The sequence below is a fragment of the Streptomyces sp. NPDC001027 genome, assembly GCF_040299045.1.
Lineage (GTDB): Bacteria > Actinomycetota > Actinomycetes > Streptomycetales > Streptomycetaceae > Streptomyces.
Map to the genome: position 1 here is coordinate 1 of NZ_JBEPBI010000072.1, position 14,264 is coordinate 14,264.

Consider the following 14,264-nt stretch of genomic DNA (forward strand, 5'->3'; position numbering starts at 1 on the left):
GCGCCTGCCCGTCGCCGTCTACAGCACCCTGCTCACGGCCATGGCCTGCACCGCCGCCGCCCGGCTCGGCCCGGTCGCGGGCGCCGGCGGCGCGCCTGCCGCATAGGCGTAGGACTCGAGAGGCTTCGGGGCTACCACCTGCGGGTCTACAGCGAAAGCGGATCCAACGTGGGCGACTTCGACCTCGGGAGCAACGCCGACGAAGGCCATGTCGAGGGACATACTTACTGTTCGTCGAACGGGTACTCCTACTGAACCACCTGCTGCCGCTGACTGACACCAGGCAGTGACCCGGGGCAGGGACGGACGCATACCGTGAGGGCACGTCCGCCCCTGCCCCTGTCCGAAAGGCACATTTCTTGTCCTCGACGCTCTACCGAGTACGCGAACCCTTCCCCGACGCGGTGAGTGCGCTCACGCGGGCGCGCGCGATCATGCGCGACCTGGCTGAGTGGACCACCCCTCCGTGGCCCCGAGTGCACGACATCACGACCGCGGAGCAATTCGCGTACGCACTCGGCACCTTCGCCACCGCCCGGTTCGGTGCGGACCGCGAACCCCACGGCGCGCAGTTTCTGAGCGAACTGCGGCGCCGCGGTGTCGTCACCCTCGATGCGGTGCAGTTGAAGTCCTACATCTCAGGCGACGTGAGGCTCCGCCCCGACCTGGTCGATCTCTGGCCCCTTCCCGAAGGAGTGAGCCTTGTTCTGGCCGCGACCCCGCCCTTCGGCTCCCCCGGCAGTGAGCCTGAGGACGACGCTACCGAGGAGGAGCTGGACCGGATGGTCTCCGTGCTCGGGCCGCTGTCCCTGGACGTCCGATGGGACTGCTCCTGGCGCGGCCTACCCGAGTCCAAGGGCTGTGGCGTGCTGCTCTGCATGAACAGCGCCTGGGTGCCGCAGCACGTCGAGCCGTCCCCGGGCGAGTTCGGTATCTGGATTTCTCTCGGTACCCGCGTCGCCTGGACGCCCGAGGGCGAAGCCTGGCGACGCGACTCGGGACTTCTGCTCGGCGAGGAGCAGCAGGGGTGACCGGGACGCCCCGCGCCCTCTGACGCACGGGTGCACGCAAGGCATGCGCATGTGACTTCCGCCGGCGCTCCGGGACGGGAGCATGCGTACCGTGACGGCGCGTCTGCCCCTGCCCTATCCGAAAGGCTCGTTCCTTGTCCTCGAGGCGAGGCCTGGGTGCGCGAAGCGGCACTCGCCCTGGACGCCCCCGCGTGCAGGGTGATCCGAAAGCTCGGCCGCGTACACGGGACACGGGCTGACATCGGTGTGATCAGCAGGCACGGGCGGCGGTAGGAGCCGCTTCCGGGCGCCCTCACGTCCCGCTCCCCGCTGGACGATCGACAGTGTGCCGCCCCAGCCCGCGAAGGCCTGTCGGCAGCCGCTGTCCGTATTCGATCGCGTAGGCGGCCCCGTCGGCGTACGCGACGGCGTAGTCCCCGCACCCCTGGTGCTGACCGCACTCCTCCACCAGGGCGAAGTCGACGCCGATCGCGGTGTGTTCGGGCAGCAGGTCGGCCGGGACGGCCCCGGACGGCGGCCGGTCGACTGTCGCAAGGTTTTCGCAAGGTCGGTGCTTCAGCGTTGGCGTCACGAAAGACAGGGACGGCCGCGCCTCGGGTGGCGCCGCCGGACAAGGAGGGTGTGTGGACATGGAGATGCGAGGGTTTGCCAAGCGGCACGGTACCGGGCGGGTCCGCTCGGTCATCGTGGTCGCCGCGCTGGGCGCCGCCGCTGTCGTGGGCGTGGCGCCGAACGCCCAGGCGGGCACGGGCTGCACACTCACCCTGTGTTCGACGACCGTGAACGACAGCGCCTACGGGGTCACCGCCTACTTCAACTGGTGCCGGGGCGGCGACAGCACGGGCGACTCGACGACCACCGAACCGAAGTGCACCTCCGACGGGGACAGGCAGAAGACCCAGAACCTCACGGCCCGGGGCGGCCACACGGCTTACAACCAGGACTGGGACGCCTTCCGCGTGGACGCCGGCTGGTGCTACAAGGTCAAGTTCATCCGCACCGGACAGCCCGAGTTCACCCGCACCTACGACCGGCGTGGCAAGTCCGCGCTGTGGGTGAAGGTCGCGGACAACGCTGACGCGCACGTCCTCGACCAGGGCACGGCGTCCTGCCCCTGACCCGACGCACACGCACCCCCGTCGTAAGCGGAAGGAGACGCACATGACGTTCAGAACGCGGACATCGGCGCCGAAGCGGCTGCTCGTGGTCGCCGTGGCGGCTGCCGCGACCCTGGTCGGGTTCTCGGTCGGCCCCGCCCAGGCGTTGACCTACGACATGAGTACGACAGGCGCCGTGGGCACGGCCACCCACGTCGGCAACGGCGACTGGTCGCTGCACGCCCGTGACCCTCTCACCGACGGTCACTGTGCGCGCTTCCAGGTGAAGGACACGGACGACACCAGCTGGCGGTGGTACGGCGACATGGTCTGTTCCTCCGCCGACCGCTACGTGACGGGAGCCCGCTCGCTGTGGTCCGTCCGTATCTGCCGGACCGGAATCGGGAACTGCTCCGCCGCCGTCAGGCTCTGACCCACCCGGCAGGCGTCCTCGGCGACGCGCCCCGGTCAGGGTTGTCCCGCCACGGGGGGCAGGACAACCCTGAACCGGGCGACCGTCCCTCGGCGGATCCTCCGCGTATCTCGAGTGCCCCGACCGGCCGGCCTCAGCGGCCTCGGACGGGGCGGAACCGGTCCGTGGCCGCCAGGACGGCCTCCGTCGTGCCTCCCCCCGACAGTCCGTGGCCCTCGTCGCCGATCAGCACGAGCTCCGCGTCCGGCCACACCTGCGCCAGCCGCCACGGGACGTCCGCCGGACTGCTGATGTCCATGCGCCCGTGCACCATGACGCCGGGGATACCGGCGAGCTTTCCGGCGTCGCGCAGCAGCACGCCGTCCTCGAGGAAGCCGGCGTGCCGCCAGTAGTGGGTGACGAGGCGGGCGAAGCGCAGGCGGAAGTGCGGGTCCTCGTAACGGGCGTCGGGCTTTGCGCCGGGGCGCGTGGACACGTGCACGTCCTCCCAGCGACACCACTCGAGCGCAGCCCGCTCCCGTACGGAGGGATCAGGGGCCGCCAGCATCCGGGCGTACGCCTCTGCGAGGCTGCCGTCGCGCTCCCGCTCCGGGACGGTGCCGCAGAAGCGCGCCCATTCCTCGGGGAAGATCCGCCCCATGTGCCGGGTGATCCACTCCACCTCGCGTGCGGTGGTGCTGGTGACGCTGAAGAGCACCAACTCCGATACCCGTGAGGGCTGCTGCTCGGCGTAGGCCAGGGCGAGGGTCACCCCCCACGAGCCGCCTACGATCAGCCACCTCTCAACGCCGAGGCTCTCCCGCAGCAGTTCGATGTCGGCGATCAGATGCTGTGTGGTGTTGCAGGCGAGCGAGGTCCGCGGATCAGCGGCATCGGGGGTGCTCCGTCCGCAGCCGCGCTGGTCGAAGAGGACGATCCGATAGGCCACGGGGTCGAACAGCCTGCGCCAGAACGGCCCCGCGCCGGAGCCCGGCCCGCCGTGCAGGACGAGGGCGGGCTTGCCCGCAGGATTCCCGCAGGCCTCCCAATACACATGGTTGCCGTCGCCGACGTCGAGAGTGCCGTGCTCGTGGGGCTCGATCGGTGGATACAGCTCGGCCATGTGGGGTGCACCTCGGCAGTCCGGGTCCGTGGAGTCGGGCAACTGACCATGATCCACCAGCCGGTCCTGCCGGAACAGATCGGAAGCGTTTCGAAACATTCGAAACAGCTGAGAGAGGCCGAGATCCTGGGGCTCCCGCGTCCCGCGCCGACTCGAATCACGATGACCCAGCCCCCGTGCGGAGTCGTCGCCGAGTCCCCGTGCAGCAGTGCAGGGCGCGCCGGTCGTTGATCTATTCGGCCTCCCACGGCGATTCGGACAGACGTTCCTGACCGGCCCGGTCAGCGTCGGCGTCTCCGCGCTCGCGGACTGGTACCAGCCCAACGACATGGGGACACCAGGCGTACGCGTCCCTGATCTCCGCGGCGCGCGGGGGATCCCGCCCCGCTCGCCCCGCTGTTCGGCCGCCCGGCTGGGAGGAGCGGGGCACCGGCGTCCGCACCGACCAGGCCCTCTCGTACCGCTGTCTCAGGCAGGACGGCGGCGGGCCTCACGGGGGCTGGTGCCGAAGTGCTTGCGGAACACTTTCGAGAGGTAGGACGGGTCGTCGATGCCCCAGCGCAGGGCGATCGTGGTCAGCGACGCGTCGGGGTCGTACCGCAGGATGTCCTCGCGGATGCGTTCCAGCCTGCGGCGAAGGATGTACTGGCTGCAGGTGGTTCCCGTCCCGGTGAACAGCCGGTGCAGTTGTCGCAGTGAAACATGGTGGGCCTCGGCCACCCGTTCCGGCCCGAGGCGGAGGTCGGAGAGGTTCTGCTCGATCCAGGCGAGGACGGGAGCCAGCCGGGCGTCGCCGCTCCGGCCGAAGTGGTCCTCGTCCGAGCGCGCCACGATCCGGCGCACCATCTGCGTGGCGTATTCGCCGACATCGGCCAGATCGTGCGCCGACAGGGTCGCGACGGCGGAGGAGTTCCCCGCTCGCATGAACGCCATCAGGGCGGCACTGAACGGCGACGTCTCCACCTGTGTCCGCTGGGCCAGCCGCGCCAGTGAATCGTCCGGCACCCGCAGTTCCTGGGCGGTGACGGCGATCAGCGTGTAGTGGAAAGCCGTCGTATAGGAGAAGAAGAACGATTCCTGGGCGGGATACACGATGAGTGAGGACGGCGTGAGGGTCGTCGAGCCCGTGGAGCCGACATAGGTGGCTTCGCCTTCCAGCAGCGCTCCGACGATATAGATTCCCCTCCCGTCGTGGGGCACGATCCGCTTGGCCGTGGATGCGGCGTCGTTGGCCACGTCACAGCCGAGAAGCCGGCCCGTGCGCCAAGCCGAGAAGACGCCGGTGAATTGCCCGCCGCGGCAGGACATGAGGACGTGGTCGTCGAACTGGGCGGCCGGATCGGTGGACGGCAGATAGCCGGAGACGATACTGCCGTCCTGAAGGTTACGAACGGTGATGCCCATGTGCCTGGCCCTGTCACGGGTGCTGCGGTGTGGTGCGGTGTGCCCACCCACCGCAGCATTCGGATTTCCGTGGATTTGATGATCGAAACGGCGACGGTGACCACGACGATCTGGCGGGATGATAGCCGGGTCGCGCGGAATCGGAAACAGCGAGATGGAACGGACGGCCATGCCGAGGTGGCACGGACGGCCAAGTTCGCGGCACAGACGGACCAGCCCGGCGCAGCCGTCGTACCTACCGTGGGTCGTCCCCGGCGTCTCCTCTGGAAGGCCGATCGCGCCCATGACCGACGACAAACCCCTGTGGACCTGGACGGCGGCCCGTCTGCGGACCGCGCTCACCTCCCGTGACATCTCGGCCCGTGAGGTGACACAGAGCTGCCTGGACCGGATCTCTGAGGTCAACCCCCGGCTCAACGCGCTGGTCGATATCCGCGCGGAGGAGTCCCTGTCCGCCGCCGACCGGGCGGACACGGCGATCCGGGCGGGCGGCGACGCCCCACTGCTGGGCGTCCCCGTCGCAACCAAGATCAATACCGACCATCGTGGCTATGCGACGACCGACGGCATCGTCGCGCAGGCTGACAACGTCGCGACCGACGACGCCCCGGTCGTGGCCGGTCTCCGCCACGCCGGCGCCGTCTTCACCGGCAGGAGCAACTCACCCGCGTTCGGGTTCCGCTGGTTCGCGAACAACGACCTCCATGGACGGACGCTCAACCCGTGGGACGCCGAGCGCACCCCGGGCGGGTCCAGCGGCGGCGCGGCCACCGCGGTCGCCAGTGGGATGGTGCCGATCGGGCACGGAAACGACGTGGGCGGCTCCATCCGCTACCCCTCGTACGCGACCGGACTCGTCGGCCTGCGCCCGACACCGGGCAGGGTCGCGTCGTTCACGTCGGCGACCGGGGTGCCTGAGCACACACTGGCGATGCAGACCATGGCGGTCGAGGGCGCCCTGGTGCGCTGTGTGGCCGACGCGCGGCTTGCGCTCGATGCCATCGAGGCGTGGGACCCGCGTGGCTTCTGGCAGATCCCCGGCGACCCGACGCCGCCGCCGTCACCGAACGCCGGGCGGGTCGGCCTCGTCCGTGACCCCGGGGTCGTGGCACCGTCCCCGCAGGTCGACGCCGCCCTCACCCAGGCGGCACAGGTTCTGGAGGCCGCCGGATTCGAGGTGGAGGAGGTCGAGGTCCCGCTGCTCGCCGAGGCCTACCGGCTGTGGTACCTCCTGGTACTGCAGGAGTTCGCCACGCAGCTGCCGCAGGTCCGGAAGCTCGGTGACGCCGGAATGCTGACCTCCGCCGAGTACACGCTCGCGAACGCGGCCGAATGGTGGGGCGCGGCGCCGTCGCTGGAGACGTTCATCGCCGGTCACGCCCGGCGGGGAACCCTGGGCCGGCAGTTGCAGCTCCTCCTGGAGCGGTACCCGACCCTGCTGTTGCCGGTGTCCGCCGAGCAGGCGATGGCGCAGGACCAGGACGTGACCGGCCAGGAGAGCATGCGGCACTGCATGGAGATCCAGTGGCCGATGATGGCGCTCCCGCTGCTCGGCGTGCCCGCGCTGGCCGTTCCGACCGGTGTGACGAACGGTCTGCCGGTCGGCGTGCAGTTGGTCGGGAGGCGTTTCGACGACCGGCGACTGCTTGGCGTCGGTGAGGTGCTGGAGCGCGCCTTGGGGTCATTCACCCCGATCGACCCTCGGTAGGCACTTCACGAGTTGTTGGATCTCTGCTGCGCCAAGGAGAGTAATGAAGGATTTCATCAAACGGCGTAACGCGGTCGAGATCCGCGTCGCGTTCGGCGGAATATACGGGCTCGCTCTCGTATTCGGCTGTTTCCCGCCCGCCTACCTGTGGGCGAGTGGTTCCGCTGTCGTCATCGCGGGTCTTCCAGCGGCGATCTGGTACTGGATTCTCATCGCCGTCCTGGTCGGGCTTTCCCTCTGGGCTCTCTACTGGGTGGAGGACATCCGAGGAGAACTCGACGAAGCTCGTCAGCCCAACGCTCACACTGATTCTGCGGTCACGTCGCCGGCGCCGCCGGTCGAGGAGGTGGATTGACATGTTCGTCATTCTTTCGATGCTCGGCGTCTTCTATGCCATCGTCGTCGCCATCCTCTACCTCACGAAGCAACCGTCCAAGCCCACGTTCGAGGAGTATTCGGTCGGCGGGCGTTCGTACGGCCCGTGGTACGTCGCGATGTCCTACGTCAACTCCTGGTTCCCCGGGGCGACGTTCATCGCGTTCTTCGGACTCTCCGCGGGCTTCGGGGTTTTCGGGTTCTACGGCCTGGCGTACTCGATTCTCGGCGTGGCGGCCATGTACTTCATGGCGACGCGTGCCTGGCGCTGGGGGGCGCGGTACGACCTGCGCTCCCAGCCGGATCTCCTCGGCGTACGGTTCGACTCGCGTGCCGTCAAGGTCGTCGCCAGCGTCATCGGGATCGTCTCGGTCTTCCCCTGGGTCGTGCTCGGGATGCAGTCCCTCGGCGAGGTCTTCAGCATTGCCACCGACGGCGCCCTGTCGGTGACGACGTGCCTGCTGATCGGGCTGGCGGTGATTCTCGTCCGGCAGTACTGGACCGTGCAGATGGGGATGCGCGGGCTGATCCTGAGCGACGCGTTCCAGGGGATCGTCGCCTACGTCCTGGCCGGCGTCCTGTGTTTCGCGCTGCTGCTCGGACTCGGCGACGGACCCATCAGCTTCGCCCAGTTGGCGCACGTACCGGAGCGGATGCTGAGCGTTCCCGGCGACGGCGACCAGTACGGGCCGATGTACCTCTTCAGCCTCATCTTCACCGGCATGATCGGATCGTTGTGCTGGCCCATGAGCTTCCAGCGGATCTACACCGCCGCCAGCGTCCGGGCGGTCAAGTCCGCCACCGTGCGAACGGTCCTGATCTCGACCAGCTTCTACACCCTGCTCACCCTGCTCAGCATCGCCGCATGGAACATGCCGGAGGTCGCGGCGAACCCGCAGGCCGGGTGGTTCACGATCATGCAAACCTACGGCGGGACCTGGCTGCTCGGTCTGGGTCTGACGATGGTCTTCGCCGCGTCGATGGGCCATATCGACGGAAGCGTGCAGGTCTGCGGACTCCAGATCGCGAATGACCTCGTCAACTCGCCCCGACGCTCACTGTCGGACCGTCAACTGACCCGCGTCGCCAAGGGAAGCATGATCGTCTTCATGGCCCTGGCCGGCGTCGTCGCGTACCTGACCTTCAACTACAGCCGGCTCCAACTCCTGGCTCAGGTCTCCTACCAGGGCATCGTCCAGCTCGCCGTTCCTCTCTTCCTGGGAATCTTCTGGCGGGGCGGGAACAAGCACGGTGCGTTGTGGGGCATGCTCGGCGGCGCACTGACGGCCCTGGTGCTCACGATCGTCTTCCCGGACGACATCAGAGCCCTCGGCAGCATCACCAGCGGCATCGTGGCCCTCGGCGTCAACCTCGTCGTCTACCTCGTCGTCTCCGCGCTCACGGGCACCAGTGCGGAAGAACGACGACGCGTCGACGAGCTGTTCGAGGTGGCTGCCCAACGAGTGCGCTCGCCCGAGCCGGCCGTCCGCCTCGAACCTGCAGTGAAACCGGCGTGAGCACCTGTCGGTTCCGCCCACCGAGCGGTTTCGCGTGCACCGGTCACGTTGCGAGGGCGTCGTCCAGCGCGTCGGTGAGAAGCAGCCGGACGTCCTCCGGCTGCGTAGGCCGAGGGGTGGCCTAGGACGGGTGCACTGCCTGGTTCGCGAGATGACCGCCAAGCCCGACGCCAGCGGCAACGCCTTCGGCGTCACCGTCCAGCCCCACGGCAACTGGACCTGGCCCACGGTCTCCTGCGCCACCCCTTGACCCACGTCCGGCGGTCACCGAACGCAGGTGACCGCCGGACGCCGGCAGGCGTCATGCCAGGCCGTGGGCGGAGCCAGGAGTCACGCCAGACCGTAGGCGGAGCCGCGCTGCGACTTGCTGCCCTTCACGGCGCAGACGTTGACGACGATCGGCGTGCCCTCCGCGATGTTGCCGGTCTTCCAGGGGAAGACGTAGACCGCCGCGTGACCGCGCGAGGACACCACGCGGTAACCCCGGGCGCCGTCCTGCGTCGCCGCTTCTGCTTCGATGCCCCAGCCGTCGCCCAGGATGTCGCGGACCTGAAGAGCGTCCCCCGGTATCGGCGGGTTGACGGTGTTGTCGGGGTCGGCGTTCCAGTCCGCGAAACCCGCGGGTGTGCCGGCTGACGCCCGATCAAGAATGCCCCGAGTGGTGTGCGGACGTCATTGGCGGCCGGTCCACAATGAGTTGGCACTGCGTGCACCCGGCTGTCGTGTCGCGTGCGGCGGTTCGGACGGGTGTCCGTCATGGCGGATGCCGGGTCTCCACCCGTGGATGACCCGACATCTGCTCGTCTTCGTCCGGCGGTTCACCGGTGCGTGCGTGGTTGTCCGCCGGAGCGAAACCCCTCCCTACAGGACGGCCGTCGCCACGTTGTCGGCGTACCTGAACCCGTCGTTGTCGAAGTAGAAGACGGTGGCCTCGACCGTGTCCCCCTTCTCGAAGTGCGAGCCTGCGGCCGGGCGCAGGTTCACCGACGCGACATGGTCCTTGTAGTCGCAGACCAGCTGGTCCTTCTTGACGGTGCCCGCGGCGATGGACTGGTCGTGGGAGCTGTGGTTGAGCGTCTTCGCGTTGGCGACGAGTTCGTGGTCCATGCCGACGTCGCAGGAGTACGTGACCTTCACCTGCAGGCCGGGGGCGCGCAGCGACACCTTTTCGATGGACAGCAGGTTGGCCTTGGCCGCCGCGGCGGGCGCGGTCGCCAGGGCGCCGGCGCCGATCAGAAGAACGGTGGCCGCGGTTCCGGCCACGCGCCGACGCAGACGGGATGACGTCATCTCGGTTTTCCTTCCCCCTTGCGCGGTCACCCTTGGTCGTGGTGCGGAGATTTCTCCAACTAAGCGGGCAACCACGGCAGTTGACTGATTAGGCCTGAATGTTACGGGGCTCGGGAGCGGTCTCGGAACCGGATCGCCGCACACTGCCTCGTGAGGAACACCGCACCCTGCCGGATGAACCGATCCCGGTCCGGCATCGTCAGCAGACGGCTGTCCCGGCAGGGCGCACCGGCAGCGGGATCGGCCGAACGGTCGAGGCCCGGGCGAGCCCGCCCCGCGATCCTGACCGTTCGGCCGAGGCGTGCGCCCGGCGGCGCGGGCGAGGGTGGAGCCGCATCCTCACCACGGACGTCAGGAGTACGCGATGCAGCGCAGCACCTTCCTCATCGGCATCGTCGGGGGCGCGACCGCCGTCGTGGCCCTCGGCGGAGTCGGCACCTATCTGCTCTCCGGCACCGAGTCGACCACCGGCCTGGACGCCCACACCACCGTGTCGGTGGACGGTCACCGCGCGCTCTCGGCGACCATCGTCGCGGGCCGCACCGAGAGCAAGTACCACCCGCTGCCCTGGGTCGGCGACAAGCTCTCCGGCGTCACCTGCCCGACGGGCCTCAAAGCCGTCGCCGGAGCCACCCTCACCTGCGTCGGCAAGAAGGCCGACGGCGAGACGGTCGAGATCCCCGTGCGAGTGACCGAGGCCGGCGCCAAGAGCGTCACCTGGGCGTTCGAGCGCTGAGAAGGAGACACGACACATCATGAGCACGGTATTGGCCGGACACGGCCTCGTGAAGAAGTACGGCTCCACCACCGCTCTGGACGGCGTGGACGTCGAGGTCGGCGAGCGCGACTCACTCGCGATCATGGGCCCCTCCGGGTCCGGCAAGTCGACCCTCCTGCACACCCTCGCCGGCATCATCCGTCCCGACGCCGGGCAGGTGCTGCTGCGCGGCGAGCGACGCGAGGACGGTTCCGCGTCCGCAGGCCTGGAGCGAATAGACAACCTGGGAGAGAACCGGCTCAGCGCACTGCGCCGCAAGCGCTTCGGGTTCGTCTTCCAGTTCGGCCAACTGCTGCCCGAACTGCCGGCCGAGGAGAACGTCGCGCTGCCGCTGATGCTGGAGGGCGTGCCCCGCGGGGAGGCCGTCGCCCGCGCCCGCACCTGGTTCGTGCCGCTCGGCCTGGAGGGTCTGGAGCGCCGCCGCCCCGGCCAGCTCTCCGGAGGGCAGGCGCAGCGGGTCGCCATCGCCCGCGCCCTGGCCGTCGAGCCGGACGTGGTCTTCGCCGACGAGCCGACCGGCGCCCTGGACCAGCACACCAGCACGGAGGTGATCCAGCTGCTGACGTTCGCGACCCGGGAGACCGGCGCCGCCCTGGTCATGGTCACCCACGACGCGGACGTCGCCGCGCACTGCGGGCGGGTCCTCCAGGTCCGCGACGGCCGTATCAGCGGCCACACCCAGTACACCGTCGTCTGATCCCGCAGGAGTGACTCCCGTGCGTTCTCCCGTCCTGTCCCTGACCTGGCACCTCGCCAGGTCCTCCGGCCGCCGCGGCCTCCAGTCCCAGCTGCTCGCGGCCGGCGCCGCCGCCGTCGGCTCGTTCGTGCTGCTGGTGATGGTCGCCGCCGCACTCGGTGCGGGCGCTCGCGCGGACCACACCATGTGGCGCACTCCCGTCGCGGCACCGGCGCAGCGCGCGACGGCCGTGCAGGTCACTACCGTCACGTATGCCCGCAGTGAGCCCGTCACCGTCGTGAACCTCGCCCAGCTGGCCGGCCGTGAGCCGACCCCCGCGCCGCCCGGTCTGACCGCCTTCCCGAAGCCGGGCCAGGTGTACGTCTCACCCGCCCTCGCGGTGATGCTGCACGAGCTTCCCGGCGGCCGACTCGCCGACCGGTTCCCGAAGGCGGAGTCCTACGCCACGATCGACCCGGCCGGCCTCGCCTCGCCCGACGAACTGGTCGCGGTGGTCGGCCGAGCGCCGTCCGACCCGGCGGTCGCCGCGACGGCCGGCGAGCAGAACTACTACGACGACGGCCTGACCGAGCGCGCGCTGATCTCCGGCTTCGACGGAGCGAAGGCGAGTCTGTTCACCGGCAGCGACCGGGGGTCCGTCCTGCTGGGCGTGGTTCTTCTGATCATGCCGGTCGTCGTGCTGGCCGCGGCCGCCGGACGGCTGGGCGCGGCCCGGCGTGAACAGCGGCTAGCCGCGCTGCGGTTGGCCGGAGCGACCCCCCGGCAGATCCTCGCCATGACCGCCGTCGAGGCGGCGGCCGTCGGCGCGGCCGGCGCCCTGACCGGGGCGCTCGCCTACACCGCGCTGTTGCCCGCGCTGGCCGAGCTGCCGTACGGCGTCGGCGGCTGGTACACCGGGCAGCTGTGGGTGGGGCTGTCCTGGCTGGCGGCGGTGGTGTCGGCCGTCACCGCGCTGATCACCCTGAGCGCGGTGACGATGCTCCGCCAGGTGGCCGCCTCCCCGCTGGGCGTGGCCCAGCAGGCGAATCCGCGTCGCACCCGCGCGATCCGCCTGGTGCTCTTCGTCGCGGTCCTCGCCTACATCTGGACGACCACGGCCGACGGCGGCCAGCTGAAGACCCGGCAGCTGGTCGCCCTGCTGATGCTGTTCTACGGCGCGTTCTGGTTGTTCGGCCCGTGGGTCGTCGACCGGCTGGGGCGGATCGTGGGTCGGTGGGCCAGGCGCCCGGCCACGCTGCTCGCCGCGCGCCGACTCAGCGACGACCCGCGCGGGGCCTGGCGCACCGTGAGCGGTCTGGTGCTCGCCGGCTTCGTGGCCGGGTTCTTCTCCGTCAGCGCGCTCGGCATCGAGGGCGCGAACCACGAGGGACAGGTCGGGGTGATCACCGCGAACGCCGCCGCCGCGCGGCACGCCGCCGTCGAGGCCCGCACGCTCCTGGACAGGGCAGACGTCACCGCGACCGTCACCGTGACCAGCGAGGACGACTACAACGGTCTGCTCGGCGGCGTGGACGGCGTGATCGCCCAGGTCTCCGGCGGCCGGGAGGCCATGGACACGGCCGTCACCGCGCTGACGCCCCTCGGGTCGGGCAGATACCCGATCACGCAGGAGTACGTGTCCGCGCCGGACGACGTCATCAGCGCCCGCGTCGCCATCGCCAGTACGGCGACCCTGGTGCTGGGCTTCCTCGTCGCCGCCGCCTCAGCGGGGCTGACGGCCGCGGCGAACGTCCTGGACCGGCGTCGGGTGTACGGCCTGCTGCGGCTGTCCGGCACCCCGCTGAAGGTGCTGGACCGGGCCCGGATCCACGAGACCGTCATCCCGTTGGTCGTGCTGGCCGGCGGCACCACCGCGATGGGCGCTTTCGGCGCCGCACAGGTCAACAAGCTGGCGGGCACCACCATGAACACCTCTGGCGCCGTGCAGCTGGTGATCTGCCTGGCAGTCGGCGCGCTGGCCGTGCTCGCGGCGATCGCCGGCAGCAGGCCGCTGCTGCGCAGGGTGACGCAGGGCCCGGCGCAGACGGCGGACTGACGCCGTGCCGACGGTCGGACCGCGCCGGGGCACGGGACCGGAGCGCCGTCGCGCGTACGGTCCGCCCGGGGACGGTCCTGTCGTCGTCCGCGAGGCGTTGGAGTCATGCGGATCGCGGGCGGCACCCTGCCCCTGCCCCTGCCCCGTCGCCGTCGCCGGGCGTCTGCGGTACACGGCGGCGGCGACGGGGCAGGCCGGACCGGTCAGGTGCGTCAGTCCACGATCACCCCGCCGCGCGTCGCTGGAGCCCGGTCGAGGAGGGCGCCGCCGAAGTTCCGCTCGACCTCCGCTTTCTCCGCGGCGTTCGGATACCGGTTCGTGCACGCGGTGCCCGCGCTGGAACCGGACATCAGGCTCGAGCACGGACCCGGCTTGCGATCCGGCAGACCCAGGATGTGCCCGAGTTCGTGCGCGGAGATGCGGACGGTGTCGTATCCCTCGTCCACGGCCTGACGCCCGATGTACACGGTGCCGCTGCCCAGGGTCGTGGGCAGGGCACGCGGCCAGCCGTTGTCCGCGAGGACGCGGATGTTCGCCCGTTGCCCGGCGGCAGCCGGCCGGAGCTCCACGGCGTCGACGCTCTCGTTCCAGATCGCCGCGCCCCGGTCGACGGCGCTGCGGAACTCCGCGGAGCCGCCGGCGTCGTAGGTGAGGACACGGGCGGCGGCTGACGGGGCGTTCGCCGTGCGGGGGGCGGCCAGGGCGTGACCGCCGGCCAGGGTCAGAGACATCAGACAGGCAGCGGCCAGACCGCCGGTGAGTGTACGGACGTGCATGATCGACCTCCTTGTGGGGGA

At 70.1% G+C, this 14,264-nt stretch carries 14 protein-coding genes; 9 read left to right on the forward strand and 5 right to left on the reverse strand.

All coding sequences use genetic code 11. From position 1 onward, the window contains the following. Positions 1-359 precede the first annotated feature (359 nt). The 3 genes from ABT300_RS20860 to ABT300_RS20870 all read left to right on the forward strand — a co-directional run bounded on the left by ABT300_RS20860 (position 360) and on the right by ABT300_RS20870 (position 2,561). Positions 360-1,031: a hypothetical protein gene (locus tag ABT300_RS20860; protein ID WP_351677736.1), complete on the forward strand. Its 672-nt coding sequence runs from the start codon at positions 360-362 to the stop codon at positions 1,029-1,031. Between the two features lie 629 nt (positions 1,032-1,660). After that, complete coding sequence (locus ABT300_RS20865; protein ID WP_351677738.1) at positions 1,661-2,149, forward strand: hypothetical protein; 489 nt, start codon at positions 1,661-1,663, stop codon at positions 2,147-2,149. Positions 2,150-2,192: 43 nt separating this feature from the next. Further along, entirely contained in the window at positions 2,193-2,561 is a 369-nt protein-coding gene (locus tag ABT300_RS20870; RefSeq protein WP_351677741.1) for a hypothetical protein, read from the forward strand. 133 nt (positions 2,562-2,694) lie between these two features. Here ABT300_RS20870 and pip read toward each other — a convergent pair whose 3' ends face one another. Together pip and ABT300_RS20880 are read right to left on the reverse strand one after the other, a co-directional pair. After that, entirely contained in the window at positions 2,695-3,663 is a 969-nt protein-coding gene (gene pip / locus ABT300_RS20875) for a prolyl aminopeptidase (RefSeq protein ID WP_351677744.1), read from the reverse strand. Positions 3,664-4,131: 468 nt separating this feature from the next. After that, a complete protein-coding gene (locus ABT300_RS20880) occupies positions 4,132-5,352 on the reverse strand; it encodes a helix-turn-helix transcriptional regulator (protein WP_351677747.1) in 1,221 nt (406 codons plus the stop codon). Between ABT300_RS20880 and ABT300_RS20885 the strand changes: the two genes are divergently transcribed. Genes ABT300_RS20885 through ABT300_RS20895 form a run of 3 tightly spaced genes read left to right on the forward strand, consistent with a single transcriptional unit; the run spans position 5,351 to position 8,667 of the window. Next, positions 5,351-6,775, forward strand: a complete 1,425-nt coding sequence (locus tag ABT300_RS20885) for an amidase (protein ID WP_351677750.1) — start codon at positions 5,351-5,353, stop codon at positions 6,773-6,775. The genes ABT300_RS20880 and ABT300_RS20885 overlap by 2 nt on opposite strands. Before the next feature lie 43 nt (positions 6,776-6,818). Further along, on the forward strand, positions 6,819-7,130 hold the full coding sequence (locus tag ABT300_RS20890; RefSeq protein ID WP_351677753.1) for a hypothetical protein: 312 nt from the start codon (positions 6,819-6,821) through the stop codon (positions 7,128-7,130). Between the two features lies 1 nt (position 7,131). Next, positions 7,132-8,667, forward strand: coding sequence for a sodium:solute symporter family protein (locus ABT300_RS20895; protein ID WP_351677756.1), 1,536 nt, complete (start codon positions 7,132-7,134; stop codon positions 8,665-8,667). A gap of 330 nt (positions 8,668-8,997) precedes the next feature. Here the strand turns inward: ABT300_RS20895 and ABT300_RS20900 are convergent, their stop codons facing one another. Both ABT300_RS20900 and ABT300_RS20905 read right to left on the reverse strand, forming a co-directional pair. Next, on the reverse strand, positions 8,998-9,141 hold the full coding sequence (locus tag ABT300_RS20900; RefSeq protein ID WP_351677759.1) for a hypothetical protein: 144 nt from the start codon (positions 9,139-9,141) through the stop codon (positions 8,998-9,000). 387 nt (positions 9,142-9,528) lie between these two features. Beyond that, on the reverse strand, positions 9,529-9,957 hold the full coding sequence (locus tag ABT300_RS20905) for a hypothetical protein (RefSeq protein ID WP_351677761.1): 429 nt from the start codon (positions 9,955-9,957) through the stop codon (positions 9,529-9,531). A 364-nt stretch (positions 9,958-10,321) separates the two neighbouring features. On the opposite strand from ABT300_RS20905, the gene ABT300_RS20910 reads away from it, so the two are divergent. From ABT300_RS20910 to ABT300_RS20920, 3 genes are read left to right on the forward strand one after another with little or no spacing between them, the layout of a single operon-like run. Then, positions 10,322-10,693, forward strand: a complete 372-nt coding sequence (locus tag ABT300_RS20910) for a DUF4333 domain-containing protein (RefSeq protein ID WP_351677764.1) — start codon at positions 10,322-10,324, stop codon at positions 10,691-10,693. Between the two features lie 19 nt (positions 10,694-10,712). Further along, positions 10,713-11,432: an ABC transporter ATP-binding protein gene (locus ABT300_RS20915; RefSeq protein WP_351677767.1), complete on the forward strand. Its 720-nt coding sequence runs from the start codon at positions 10,713-10,715 to the stop codon at positions 11,430-11,432. A gap of 19 nt (positions 11,433-11,451) precedes the next feature. Further along, complete coding sequence (locus tag ABT300_RS20920; RefSeq protein ID WP_351677770.1) at positions 11,452-13,467, forward strand: FtsX-like permease family protein; 2,016 nt, start codon at positions 11,452-11,454, stop codon at positions 13,465-13,467. Positions 13,468-13,679: 212 nt separating this feature from the next. Here ABT300_RS20920 and ABT300_RS20925 read toward each other — a convergent pair whose 3' ends face one another. Further along, the gene (locus tag ABT300_RS20925) at positions 13,680-14,243 is read right to left on the reverse strand and encodes a snapalysin family zinc-dependent metalloprotease (protein ID WP_351677772.1); all 564 of its coding nucleotides are present in this window, start codon (positions 14,241-14,243) and stop codon (positions 13,680-13,682) included. Positions 14,244-14,264 lie beyond the last annotated feature (21 nt).